The following is a 12,515-nucleotide window of genomic DNA, read 5'->3' on the forward strand; positions in this document are numbered from 1 at the left end:
GGTGTTTATTTCTTTTCTTGACTGTTTGGTCTGGAATTGATATGCTGTACACAGCAAGGCATACGGGCAACCTTAGGTAAAAGGGAGCCCTTTTGTTCGCACATTTCAGACCAAATGGTCTAAAAAGGGAAGGTGGAAGAACATGATGCACCAACCAAAAGAGAAGAAGGAAATGGAAAGGAATTCTACTGCCCAAGCACAGGCAGAGAAAATCATGAAGCAGTTTATGGAAACATTGCTGGCAGGAGAACTGGAAAGTTGGGTCGGTCTGTTCGCCGATGAGTGAGTTCAGACGGACATTGGTTACGGCATCGAACGGTAAAACAGGCAGGCGGATCACAGAGCGTATGGAACAGCTGGGCGCACAGGTGCGCAAGGCCGTGAGACGTGCCAATCCGGAGCTTCCGGATGAGATTGGCTTTGACTGGTATGATCCTGCGACACATTCAGCTGCTCTGGAAGGGGCCGATAGCGTGTACCTTGTTGCTCCTCTTATGGATATGCATCCGGCTGAGGTCATGGGCCCATTTGTGGAGAAAGCCGTTAAGGCAGGAGTCCGGCGCTTCGTCTTTCTAGGAAGTGCTTCAATTGACGCAGATGGGCCGGTCATGGGGGAAGTGCATAAGCTGCTGATAAATCATGCCCCAGAGTGGACGATACTACGGCCATCTTATTTTATGGAGAATTTCTCGGAGGGGCCTTATCGGGCCAGTATTCTGCAGGAAGGACGCCTGTACAGTGCTGCCGGAGACGGCCGCATCGGTTTTGTCAGCGCTGACGATATTGCTGCTGTTGCCGTTCAGGCACTGACCGCTGCTCATCCGCTGCAAAGGGAATTAATCATCACTGGCCCGCAGGCCATCACGTATGGTGATGCTGCCCGCATCATTGGAGATGCCCTCGGACGGACAGTCGAGCATGTGCATCTGACCGACCAGGAATTTCTTGAAGGAATGATCCGCGCAGGAATGACTGAGGCGTACGCGAACATGATGCTGGGGTTGGAGCATAGAATCCGGCTTGAAGGCAGTGAGGATCAGACCGCGGATACAGTCCTGCAAGTCACCGGAGAAGCCCCTGTATCCTTTGAGCGATTCGTTCAGCAGAACGCAGAAAAATGGATATAAGATTGCTTAACTGATAAATCGTGAACAAGTTTACAAGAATAAGCTCACCAGAATTGGCTCTTCGGCATCTGGTGAGCTTATTGGCATGCGGCTTCCGTCTCTCTAGCGGTCAAGCAGCAGAAGTATGGTATCGACAATATGATCGAGCACAGCGGGGGCGCTTGTCATTTTAGCAGTAGAAATGAGCGCGTACCGGGCATGGACAAGATAATCGCTTAAGGCCTTCACATTCAGGCTGTCAGCGATTTCTCCTTGTTCCTGTCCCCGCAGCAATGCTGCCTCGAAGGCCCGTCCCAGACGCTCGAGATCCTCATTGAAGAAGGCAGCAATCTCCTCATCGTGAGGCACACGGTCCATAGCACTATGGATAATAAAGCACTCGTTGCGCCGCCGTTCATCCTTAAGAACCGCAGCTCCTTCATGGAAAATAGCGGCTGCCGCCTCCTTCACCGACGGGTGATCCTGCAGCAGTGTTATGACGCTCTCACTTTTCTCATTCGTATAATGCTTGACTGCCGATATAAACAGATCCCTTTTCGTCCCATAGGTATCGTACAGGCTCTGACGAGCGATCCCGAGCCCGGATAACAGCTGCGGCAGCGAAGTGCCGTCATAGCCATATTGTCCGAACACTTCCATCGCTTTACGCAGCACCGCAGCCTCATCAAATTCCTTGCTTCTTCCCATTATTGTTCGACCTTTCTCCTACAATGCAGGTGCTGCTGGCGGCAGCCTCAACCGTAGGTTCAGAGTAGAGTGTGTATGAAACGTATCGTATCCGTACCGGACTGATTAGTCAATTACATGAGTGTCTCCTATGACTTTTCGTGGCACCGATAGTAAATATTTTGTGATCTCCTTCACTTTTTCCCGGAATCCGGCTTTAGTTGTGATAAACATCACATTGTCCAGCCCTTCAAATCTGTAACAATACGGACAGAGATATGAACTTGAGGAAAGAAGGGGTTAGTGTTATGGATCCGCTTTGGCTGTCACGTATTCAATACGCGGCTACGACGATTTTTCACTTCTTATTCGTACCGGTCTCCATTAGCTTGGCACTTTTTATTGCTATCATCGAGACTATGTATGTCGCCAAAGGCAAAGAGATTTACAAGAAAATGGCGAAGTTCTGGGGCAAGCTGTTTCTGATCAACTTCGCGGTAGGTGTTGTCACAGGTATTCTTCAGGAATTCCAGTTCGGCATGAACTGGTCTGATTATTCACGTTTTGTGGGAGACGTGTTCGGGGCACCGCTGGCGGTGGAAGCCCTTCTGGCCTTCTTCCTGGAATCGACGTTTCTGGGGATCTGGATCTTCGGCTGGGAGCGGCTGTCCAAAAAAGTGCACGCACTGACGATCTGGCTGGTCTTTATCGGGACCCTGTTCTCCGCATTCTGGATTCTGGTCGCGAATTCGTTCATGCAGCACCCCGTCGGGTTTGGCATGCAGAATGGCCGGGCGGAGATGAACGACTTTCTGGCGCTGATTACGAACGGACAGGTGCTGGTGGAATTCCCGCATACGATCTTCGGCGCGCTGATGACGGGGGCTGCTCTGATCGCAGGGATCAGTGCCTGGCAGATGCTGAAGAAGCGGGATGGCGAAGCCTTTGGCACGATGTTTAAAATGGCGGCCGCCGGCCTGGTGATTACGTTCCTGGGTGTAGCCTTTTCCGGACACTTTCAGGCACAGTACCTGGTTAAAACCCAGCCGATGAAAATGGCAGCCAGTGAAGGACAATGGGGAAAAAGCGGCGATCCGGCTGCATGGAACCTGATTGCATTTATTGATCCGGAGAAAAAGGAGAACAGCTGGGAAATTCAAATTCCGGGCCTGCTCAGCTATCTGTCCTACAGCAAGTTCTCGGGTGAAGTGAAGGGCATCAACGAGCTGCAGACCGAGTATGAGCAAAAGTATGGTCCGGGCAACTATATTCCGCCGGTACGCACCACGTTCTGGAGCTTCCGCATCATGATTGTCGCCGGCTCCGTCAGCGTGCTGCTGGGCGCCTACGGTATGTATCTGGCGCTGCGCCGCAAGCTCGATCAGGCGAAACCCTGGTATCTGCGCGCTGTAGTCTGGGGTATTGGTCTGCCGTTCATTGCAAATACAGCGGGCTGGGTGATGACCGAGGTCGGCCGGCAGCCGTGGACCGTATTCGGCCTGATGCGGACCGAGGATGCCGTATCCCCGAATGTGAGTGCCTGGGAGATTCTCCTGTCCACGATTACATTCACTGCGGCTTACACCGTGCTTGGCATTGTGCTGGTTTATCTGTTTGTAAAAACGATCAAGAAAGGTCTTCATCCGGAGGTTCCTGCCGAGCAGCAGGTCCGGGACCCTTTCCATCTGGAGGAGGTATACCATGCTGCTAAGTGAGTTGTGGTTTGTACTGGTCGGTGTCTTGTTTATCGGATTCTTCTTTCTCGAAGGCTTTGACTTCGGTGTCGGCATGTCAACCGCATTGATTGCCCGCAATGATACCCAAAAACGGATGCTGATCAATTCGATCGGCCCGTTCTGGGACGGTAATGAAGTGTGGCTGATTACAGCCGGGGGTGCCATGTTTGCAGCCTTCCCGCATTGGTATGCTACATTGTTCAGCGGATTTTATCTGCCGCTCGTGGTCCTGCTGCTGGCACTGATCGGCCGCGGAGTAGCTTTTGAGTTCAGGGGCAAAGTAGAAAGTGCCACATGGCGCAAAGTATGGGATATCGTCATCCCGGTCAGCAGTTTCCTGCCTCCATTCCTGCTAGGGGTTGTCTTTGCCACGCTCATGAAGGGGATGCCGATTGATCAGTCGATGAATATGCATGCCGGCTTCTTCGATGTCGTGAACTTGTACACGGTTGTCGGCGGTCTGACCGTAACACTCCTGTGCCTGGTGCACGGACAGCTCTTCACCGTGCTGCGCACGACCGGGGAGCTGCAGGAGTCTGCACGCCGGATGGCAGCCCGGCTGCTGGTTCCGCTGGCAGCTCTGCTGCTTGTGTTCGGCGTGATGACTTACTTCATGACGGATGTGTTTGAAGTGCGCGGGGGTATGCTCACAGCGGCCGGAATAATCGGCGTAGTCGCATTCGTGCTGGCTGGCTATTTTGCCTCTAAGCGCCGGGACGGCTGGGCTTTTGGCATGACAGGTGCCGTGATCGCCATCGCTATCGGCTCGGTGTTCATCGGTCTGTTCCCGCGGGTCATGGTCAGCTCGCTGGGCAGCATGTTTGACCTGACCGTCTACAATGCCTCTTCGGGTCATTATTCACTTAAAGTGATGACGATTGTGGCACTCTCGCTGCTGCCATTTGTGCTCGGTTATCAGATCTGGAGCTATTTCGTCTTCCATAAGCGGCTGCACGAGAAAAGCCACCTGGAATACTGATATGGGACGCGGACTGATGCGGATGAAGGGAATCCTTCCTGTCCTGGCGGCCGTTACGCTGCTGACCCTTCTCCAGAGCATGGCTATTATTATGCAGGCCAAATGGCTGGCCGAGGTGATTTCGGCCCTGTTCGCCGGCGCTCCGCTGCAGGAGCAGGCCGGCCGGATCGGGCTGTTCGCCGTCATGTTTCTGGCCAGATACGGCTTTGACCTGCTGCAGCAGCAGATCGCATCGGAATATGCGGAACAGGCAGGGGCAGACCTGCGCCGCGGGTTTATGGACCGACTGATGGAGCTGGGTCCAAGGTTCGCCCGCTCTTCGGGGACCGGCCATGTCGTCACCCTGGTGAGGGAGGGCATCCAGAAATACCGCATTTATCTGGAGAAGGTCATCCCGCGGATGCCGGCTGCAGGAGCCACACCAGCGTTGATTCTGCTGTATATCCTGCTGCAGGATATGATGTCGGCGGTCATTCTGCTGATCATGCTGCCGATCCTGATTGTCTTCATGATCCTTGTTGGCCTAGCCGCGAAGAAACAAATGGAACACCAGTTTTCGGCATACCGCGCGCTTTCGAACCATTTTGTCGATGCGATGCGTGGTCTGGAGACACTGAAGCTGCTGGGACGTAGCCGCGGTCATGCGCGGGCTGTTGAGCAGGTCAGTGGTCGCTACCGGCGTGCCACGATGAAGACGCTGCGCGTAGCTTTCATGTCTTCGTTCGCGCTGGACTTCTTCACCATGCTGGGAGTAGCCATGGTTGCAGTTGGCCTTGGCATGAGGCTGATCCATGGTGAAATCGAGTTGGTGACGGCATTGACGGTGCTGATTCTGGCACCGGAGTATTTCCTGCCGATCCGCATGGTGGGCGCAGATTATCATGCGACCCTGGAAGGCAAGGAAGCGGGTGAGGCGATCCAGGCCATCCTGCAGCAGCCGCCGCTCGCAGAAGCTGGAGTCTCCGCCTCTGCCAACCGCGGACTGCAGGCTGTCTGCGGCGAGAAGGCTGCGAGCTGGACGCGCCGCAGCCGCTTGCGCTTGAGCGGCATCGGCCTGCGCCATGAGGCGGAGGGGCCGGCATCGCTCGAGGACGTATCCCTTCAGGTCGAAGGGATGCGAATGATCGGTATTGCCGGGGCCAGCGGCGCCGGCAAGTCTACTCTCATCGACGTGCTGGGCGGCTTCCTGAAGCCCACGTACGGCGACATCGCGATCGACGGCTGCAGCGGCGCCGATCTGCTCTGCACAAAGGCGTGGCGCAGCCAGATCGCCTACATTCCACAGGCGCCTTATCTGTTCAGCGCCTCGCTTGCCGACAATATCCGGTTCTATACACCCGATGCGACAGACCGGGAAGTTGAGGCCGCTGTACAAGCGGTTGCCCTTCAGGAGCTGGTGGCCGAGCTGCCCCAGGGCATCCATACACAGATCGGAGCAGGCGGCCGTCAGCTGAGCGGCGGGCAGGAGCATCGGGTCGCGCTGGCTCGTGCTTTCTTGAGCGGCCGTCCGGTGCTGCTGCTTGATGAGCCCACCGCGCATCTGGATATCGAAACAGAGTATGAGCTCAAGCAGACGATGCTGCGGCTTTTCAAGGGCAGACTAGTGTTTCTGGCGACCCACCGGCTGCACTGGATGCCGGATATGGATCACATTTTAATCATGGAGCAAGGGAAATTGGTGGAAAGCGGGACCCACGCGGAACTGTTAGACCGCCAGGGGGCTTATTATGAACTGTTAAGGTCACAATGGGAGGTTGTCGTGTGAGACGGAAAGGATGGATTCGGCCCTACCTAATGCAGCTTCGCGGACGGATTGCGGGTATCGCCCTGCTGGGCGTTCTGGCTGCGATGTTCGCAGCTGCACTGATGTTCACCTCGGGGTATCTGATCTCCAAGTCTGCCTTGAGACCTGAGAACATCCTGATGGTCTATGTGCCGATTGTCGGGGTTCGCACCTTTGGAATCGGGCGTGCGGCACTCCGGTATGCCGAGCGTCTGGCAGGACATGACACGGTGCTGCAGATCCTTTCACGCATGCGGGTGAGGCTGTACCGCAGGCTGGAGCCGCATGCGCTTCAGCTGCGCCAGCGCTATGAGACCGGTGAGCTGCTGGGCCTGCTCGCCGAAGATGTGGAGCGGCTGCAGGATGTGTTCCTGCGCACGCTCTTTCCGGCGGTCACCGCGCTGGTGATCTACACGGCAGCCATCGCCGGGCTTGGCTGGTTCGATGCCTCCTTTGCGCTGATGACCGGTCTCTATCTCCTGCTGCTGCTCGTTGGCTTACCCTGGCTGTCTCTGCGGGTCACTCGTTCCCAGCAGCTGAAGATCAAGCAGCAGCGCAGTGTGCTGTACCGCACCTTGACCGATGCCGTCCTTGGACTGGGTGACTGGCTGATCAGCGGGCGCACTGCGGAATTCACCTCCCGTTATGAAGCACAGGAGCGGGAAACCGAGCGGCTGGAGCGCTGCCTCAACCGGTGGCTGCGCTGGCGCAGCCTGCTGGGCCAGCTGCTGGTCGGGCTGGTGATGATCACGACCCTCGTCTGGGCAGGGCACCAAGTCGAAGACGGCCACATGCAGCCGACACTGCTGGCAGCCTTCGTGCTCGTCATCCTGCCCTTGATGGATGCCTTCCTGCCGGTGGCGGAGGCGGTTGAACGGCTGCCGCTGTATCAGGAATCATTCCGGCGCCTGGATGCCGTACCGGGAGGGGAAGAGAATGACAGCGGTACACTGTCGGAGGAAGAGGAACACCGGTTCAGAACAGCAGCCCGGCTTCGGGCTGACGGCGCGGTGACCATTGCACTGACCAATGTCTCGTCGAGCTATATGAATGCAGACAGCGGGCCGCAGCCGCCGCTTGCAGTGGCGGGAATCTCGCTGAAGCTGCTGCCCGGCTCACGCACGGCTGTTCTGGGCCGCAGCGGAGCCGGCAAGTCAACCCTGCTCAAGCTGATTCAAGGCGTTCAGGTGCCGCTTCAGGGCCAAGTCACTCTGAATGGTGTGGATGCTCATCAGATCGGGGATGCCATGCCACAGCTGATTGCGGTGCTGAATCAGAACCCGTATCTGTTCGATACCAGCGTAGCCAACAACATCCGCCTGGGAAGGCCGGATGCCACATTGGAGGACATTCGTGAGGCGGCCCGCCGGGCCCGTCTGGACGCCCTGATTGAGTCGCTCCCGCAGGGGTATGACACGCCGGTTCAGGAGGCCGGACTGCGCTTTTCCGGCGGTGAACGCCAGCGGATTGCGCTGGCCCGCATCCTGCTCCAGGATACGCCGGTGATTATTCTGGATGAGCCTACCGCAGGACTTGATCCACGGACAGAACGGGATTTGCTGGCGACGGTGCTGGAGACGATCGGGGACCGGACTTTGATCTGGGTCACGCATCACCTGGCCGGCATGGAGGCGATGGACCAGATCGTTTTCATGGAACAGGGACGGATCGCTATGCAGGGGCCGCATGACTGGCTGATGGAGCGCTACCCGCGCTACCGAAGCCTGTACCGCCTGGACTGCCCGGTACCGCCGCCTCCGCGCAGATTGAAGCAGGCCTGAAGCTGCAGACGCTAAGGCCTTATTAACTGTATTAACAGCACGGACTCCCGGCTTGACGTCAGGAGTTCGTGCTGTTTGTTATGAAATGAGGGCACCTTTTTCTCCAGCTCTGTATACAATACAAAACAGCCGTGATGGGTCAGCATCCCGGCTGAGACAGAGACCGCAGATGCTGGCGGCCGGATCTAATGAATATGGCGAACACCGGATATTGCCCTGTGCAGTTATTTCCGGTGTTTTTTCTTTTTCCTCGCTGCTTTCCAGCTAGTTCGCAGTGCATACAGACCGGTTAAGACAGCAACAATTTTGACAAGTCCATCCAATAGTTTGAGAAGCAAATCAAGGATCATCAAAGGGGTCACCCCCTTCCAGACAGTACCAGCAGCCTTGTCCACGGTGTCTCTGTCTGTCTAAATTATACCAATATCTTACAGATTCTCTCCATCGGCTGTCGTCCTTACTGTCTTTCTGGCTATAGGCTCCAGAGGAGTTCATGTCGGGTGTATTTAGCCGGAAGGGTAGGAGTGAGGGGACTGGACGGCGAACCTTGTTAGAAGCAGACTTATGGAGAAGAAGGGGGTTGAGGCACAGATGTTGGACCGGCAGGAGTTAAAAGCAAGGGCCGTCCGATTGGCCGGGGTGCCGGAGTATTACCAGCTTGTTATTGAGGATTATCCGGAAGCGGGAACACCGGAGAAGGCTGCAGCCGTGTTTGCCTGGATCGATCCCGTACGGGGTGAGGAGGCTGGTGCCGCGGTTGAACTCGGACCGGAAGGGGAACTGATTCGATGGACCCGGGATCTGGAGTGGGACCGGGAGAAGGAACCGGCGCTGCCGGACGAATATCTGGAACAATGCATCCTGAACTTTGTCCGGACTCATGCGTCTGCAGCGGTTGATGTTTTTACATATACAACGAGACAGGATGAAGGTGACACGATTCACTATAATCGCATGCAGGAGGCGCTGGAGCTGCCGCTGCCCAGAAGCGGGTTCTCGGTAACGGTGAGCCGCAATGGACAAATAACAGATTACCATTACCGCGGGGGAGTGGGACATCCCTTCATTCCTGAGCGTATACTGGACCGTGAACAAGCCAGAGATCAAGCGATACGCTGTCTTGGCGGCTGGTCGCTGTGTTTTGCGCATCTGACACCATCATTGTATGATGTCCCGGCTGAGGGCGTGTATCTTGTCTATGCACCTTCTGCCTGGCTGATATCCCTGGATGCGGTTACCGGCAGTCAGCGTCGGAGCGGCCCTGTTCTTGAAGACGCGGAGGCGGTTGAGGATCAGGAGGAACAGAGCAGATGGGTCCCTCTCCGTGAGCTGGTGAAGAGAGATGCCATACACATGGAGCAGGTGGAGCGGGACTCGCCCGAGATGCTGCTTGGTATTCGCCCAGGAGATTATGAGCTGCTGCGCAGCATGGAGCTTGAGGCTGGAATCATTGGCAGGGTGTGGCGCCGGCGGGAAGGTCAAACAGGCGAATTAAGCGCTGACCCAGCCACAGCGGTACCATCGCATAAGAGCACGGGAATCTCTGCTGAAGCTTACCTGCGGGAGCGTACTGCCGGAACAATCAAGGCACGGTTCTGGAAGGCCAGCGGGCGGCTTCAGTCTTTTATGACGTTCGAGGAGCAGGCGGGGGAGCTTCGCTTAAGCCGGGAAGAGGCTATGACCAAAGCGGTGGCATTTTTGCTTGCCGTCCTGCCCGAAGCTCATGTGCTTCTCGATCTGTCAGAAATAGACATAGGTGATCTCCATAACGATGAGTCCGAAGAGGACCGGCAGGACAAGCGCTATGTTTTCCACATCCGGTTTGCTGTTCAGGGAATTCCGCTGTATATGGAGCAGATCACGGTAGGTGTCCATGCGGCTACCGGGGAGGTCTGCCATTATCTTGGGCCGGATTTCGATCTGCATGAGCTGACCAGGATCTCCGCGGTTCCCCGGATTACGGCTGAGGCGGCAGCGGCAGCCGCAGCGGAGCAGCTTGATGTCCAGCTGGAATGGGAGCTGAATTACCCCGGCTGCGGTCGGTCCCCTCATTATCAGCTCAGATACTTACCGGTTCAGGCCCGGTCACGCCGCGATATCCGGTTTGTGGATGCCATGAATGGAACGGTATATGGAACCCTTCTGCCCAAATAGTTAAGAATAGACACATTCTGATTGAAACTGCATATTGGAGGCTGAGGCATTACATGGAGCAGAAAATGAAACATTTTGGAGGTCAGCGGATCCTGCCGGCAGCCAAGAACATGAAGCAGTTTGAGCGGCTGCTCGACAGCACCTACACCTACGGCATTTTTCTGGATACGCATGTGGCTCAGCTGCGCAGCATTTATGAGCTTGCCCGGGGCCGGAACAAGCAGATGTTTCTCCATGCTGATCTGGTACAGGGTCTGAAGAACGACGAATACGCAGCTGAATATCTGTGCCAGGAGATCCGTCCATATGGCCTGATTTCCACACGTGCTGGTGTAATTCAGAGAGCCAGGCAGAAAGGGATCATCGCGATTCAACGGATGTTCCTGCTGGATACGATCGCGATGGAGAAAAGTTATGCCCTGATTGAGAAGACCCGGCCGGATTATATCGAGGTGCTGCCCGGCGTTATCCCGCATATGATCGAGGAGGTTTATGCACGGACAGGAATTCCGGTGCTTGCAGGCGGACTGATCCGGACATCGGCTGATGTGGAGGCTGCCCTGAATGCAGGAGCGGCTGCAGTGACCACGTCAAATAAGGAATTGTTCAGGCAATTTGCCTAGATTCTGATGCTGGTGAGAGTATCCTCAATTGTGGTATCTTGAAAGTAAACGGATACATTACAGACAGAGGAGGAGTGAACCGCCATGACGGAGCAATATATTCTCTCATTGGACCAGGGGACTACGAGTTCGCGGGCCATTTTATTTAATAAGCAGGGCGAGATTGTGTATACGGCACAGCATGAATTTCCGCAGTATTTCCCCCATCCCGGCTGGGTCGAACATAATGCCAATGAAATCTGGAGTTCGGTGCTTGCCGTTATGGCTTCCTGCCTGACCGAATCGGGCGTCCGGGCCCAGCAGATTGCGGGTATCGGCATTACTAATCAGCGCGAGACGACGGTCGTCTGGGACCGTCAGACCGGCCGTCCGATCTATCATGCACTGGTATGGCAGTCCCGTCAGACAGCGGATATTTGCGAGAATTTGAAACAGCAGGGTCTGGACGACCTGTTCCGCAGCAAAACAGGCCTGCTGATCGATCCTTATTTTTCCGGGACCAAGGTCAAATGGATTCTCGATCACGTTGAAGGTGCGCGGGAACGCGCCGAACGGGGTGAGCTGCTGTTCGGGACGATTGATACGTGGCTGATCTGGAAACTGAGCGGCGGCAAGGTTCATGTGACTGACTACTCCAATGCGGCGAGGACCCTGATGTATAACATTCATGAATTGTCCTGGGACCGTGAGCTGCTGGGCATTCTCGATGTGCCTGAGGCCATGCTGCCGGAAGTCCGGCCTTCCTCGGAAGTCTATGGCAGAACGGCGAGCTACCATTTCTTCGGCCAGGAGGTGCCGATTGCCGGTGCAGCGGGGGACCAGCAGGCAGCCCTTTTCGGCCAGGCTTGCATTCATAAGGGAATGATCAAGAATACCTATGGTACCGGCTGCTTTATGCTGATGAATACCGGAGAGACACCGGTTGTATCGGATCATGGCCTGATCACTACAATTGCTTGGGGGCTGGACGGCAAGGTTCAATATGCGCTGGAGGGCAGTATTTTCGTAGCGGGATCAGCGATTCAGTGGCTGCGGGATGGACTGCGCATGTTCCGGGAATCGAAGGACAGTGAAGCCTATGCGTCTAGAGTGACGTCAACGGAAGGGGTTTACCTGGTACCCGCTTTTGTCGGGCTGGGCAGTCCTTATTGGGACAGTGATGTTCGGGGAGCTGTGTTCGGCTTGACCCGAGGCACAACGAAGGAGCATTTTATCCGCGCTGCCCTGGAGGCGCTGGCTTACCAGACCCGTGATGTGCTGAGTGCAATGGAGATTGATACCGGTATGCCGGTGCAGTCCCTGCGTGTGGATGGCGGGGCGGTGATGAACAATTTCCTGATGCAGTTCCAATCCGATCTTCTCGGCGTGCCGGTAGAACGTCCTCGCATTCACGAGACGACAGCGCTGGGTGCAGCTTATTTGGCGGGTCTTGCCGTAGGTTATTGGAGCGGCTTAGATGAGATTTGCGGGCATACACATGTTGAGCGTGAATTTACGCCAGCCATGAGCCAAGAGGAAAGCGATGCTCTGTACAGCGGCTGGCAGAAAGCAGTGCAGGCAGCGATGGCCTTTAAATAGCCTTGTCAGCCAGTCCTTTTGCGATGTTATATGCGGTTGAAACTAAATTTCAAATTTTGTATATTCCCTTTTCCGCCTGAGCGTTGTA

The 12,515-nt window shown here is 55.7% G+C and carries 10 protein-coding genes; 9 read left to right on the forward strand and 1 reads right to left on the reverse strand.

The features are described 5' to 3' along the window. The first annotated feature begins 145 nt into the window (after nucleotides 1-145). Nucleotides 146-286 (forward strand): hypothetical protein, encoded by a 141-nt coding sequence (locus Q5741_RS08130; RefSeq protein ID WP_305023574.1) that lies wholly within the window; start codon nucleotides 146-148, stop codon nucleotides 284-286. Further along, nucleotides 279-1,127, forward strand: a complete 849-nt coding sequence (locus Q5741_RS08135; RefSeq protein ID WP_305023575.1) for an NAD(P)H-binding protein — start codon at nucleotides 279-281, stop codon at nucleotides 1,125-1,127. Before Q5741_RS08130 ends, Q5741_RS08135 begins: the two co-directional genes overlap by 8 nt. A gap of 102 nt (nucleotides 1,128-1,229) precedes the next feature. On the opposite strand, the gene Q5741_RS08140 is transcribed toward Q5741_RS08135, so the two are convergent. Next, nucleotides 1,230-1,814, reverse strand: a complete 585-nt coding sequence (locus Q5741_RS08140; RefSeq protein ID WP_305023576.1) for a TetR/AcrR family transcriptional regulator — start codon at nucleotides 1,812-1,814, stop codon at nucleotides 1,230-1,232. A 287-nt stretch (nucleotides 1,815-2,101) separates the two neighbouring features. On the opposite strand from Q5741_RS08140, the gene Q5741_RS08145 reads away from it, so the two are divergent. The 7 genes from Q5741_RS08145 to glpK all read left to right on the forward strand — a co-directional run bounded on the left by Q5741_RS08145 (nucleotide 2,102) and on the right by glpK (nucleotide 12,427). Beyond that, a complete protein-coding gene (locus Q5741_RS08145) occupies nucleotides 2,102-3,508 on the forward strand; it encodes a cytochrome ubiquinol oxidase subunit I (protein WP_305023577.1) in 1,407 nt (468 codons plus the stop codon). Continuing rightward, a complete protein-coding gene (gene cydB / locus Q5741_RS08150; protein ID WP_305023578.1) occupies nucleotides 3,495-4,508 on the forward strand; it encodes a cytochrome d ubiquinol oxidase subunit II in 1,014 nt (337 codons plus the stop codon). The genes Q5741_RS08145 and cydB overlap by 14 nt, the downstream gene beginning before the upstream one ends. A 1-nt stretch (nucleotide 4,509) precedes the next feature. After that, nucleotides 4,510-6,273, forward strand: a complete 1,764-nt coding sequence (gene cydD / locus Q5741_RS08155) for a thiol reductant ABC exporter subunit CydD (RefSeq protein ID WP_305023579.1) — start codon at nucleotides 4,510-4,512, stop codon at nucleotides 6,271-6,273. Further along, nucleotides 6,270-8,072 carry a thiol reductant ABC exporter subunit CydC gene (gene cydC, locus Q5741_RS08160; RefSeq protein ID WP_305023580.1) on the forward strand — a complete coding sequence of 601 codons (1,803 nt, stop codon included), beginning with the start codon at nucleotides 6,270-6,272 and terminating at the stop codon, nucleotides 8,070-8,072. Before cydD ends, cydC begins: the two co-directional genes overlap by 4 nt. A gap of 564 nt (nucleotides 8,073-8,636) precedes the next feature. Then, nucleotides 8,637-10,226 (forward strand): YcdB/YcdC domain-containing protein, encoded by a 1,590-nt coding sequence (locus Q5741_RS08165; protein ID WP_305023581.1) that lies wholly within the window; start codon nucleotides 8,637-8,639, stop codon nucleotides 10,224-10,226. A gap of 53 nt (nucleotides 10,227-10,279) precedes the next feature. After that, nucleotides 10,280-10,849: a glycerol-3-phosphate responsive antiterminator gene (locus tag Q5741_RS08170; protein WP_305023582.1), complete on the forward strand. Its 570-nt coding sequence runs from the start codon at nucleotides 10,280-10,282 to the stop codon at nucleotides 10,847-10,849. 84 nt (nucleotides 10,850-10,933) lie between these two features. Beyond that, complete coding sequence (gene glpK / locus Q5741_RS08175) at nucleotides 10,934-12,427, forward strand: glycerol kinase GlpK (RefSeq protein WP_305023583.1); 1,494 nt, start codon at nucleotides 10,934-10,936, stop codon at nucleotides 12,425-12,427. Nucleotides 12,428-12,515 lie beyond the last annotated feature (88 nt).

The sequence above is a fragment of the Paenibacillus lacisoli genome (genome assembly GCF_030580655.1).
Lineage (GTDB): Bacteria > Bacillota > Bacilli > Paenibacillales > Paenibacillaceae > Paenibacillus > Paenibacillus lacisoli.

Bases quoted from the DNA above. Each gene is read 5' to 3' on its own strand.
- Q5741_RS08130 (WP_305023574.1), top strand. From the start codon at position 146: ATGCACCAACCAAAAGAGAAGAAGGAAATGGAAAGGAATTCTACTGCC.
- Q5741_RS08135 (WP_305023575.1), top strand. From the start codon at position 279: ATGAGTGAGTTCAGACGGACATTGGTTACGGCATCGAACGGTAAAACA.
- Q5741_RS08140 (WP_305023576.1), bottom strand. From the start codon at position 1,814: ATGGGAAGAAGCAAGGAATTTGATGAGGCTGCGGTGCTGCGTAAAGCG.
- Q5741_RS08145 (WP_305023577.1), top strand. From the start codon at position 2,102: ATGGATCCGCTTTGGCTGTCACGTATTCAATACGCGGCTACGACGATT.
- cydB (WP_305023578.1), top strand. From the start codon at position 3,495: ATGCTGCTAAGTGAGTTGTGGTTTGTACTGGTCGGTGTCTTGTTTATC.
- cydD (WP_305023579.1), top strand. From the start codon at position 4,510: ATGGGACGCGGACTGATGCGGATGAAGGGAATCCTTCCTGTCCTGGCG.
- Q5741_RS08165 (WP_305023581.1), top strand. From the start codon at position 8,637: ATGGAGAAGAAGGGGGTTGAGGCACAGATGTTGGACCGGCAGGAGTTA.
- Q5741_RS08170 (WP_305023582.1), top strand. From the start codon at position 10,280: ATGGAGCAGAAAATGAAACATTTTGGAGGTCAGCGGATCCTGCCGGCA.
- glpK (WP_305023583.1), top strand. From the start codon at position 10,934: ATGACGGAGCAATATATTCTCTCATTGGACCAGGGGACTACGAGTTCG.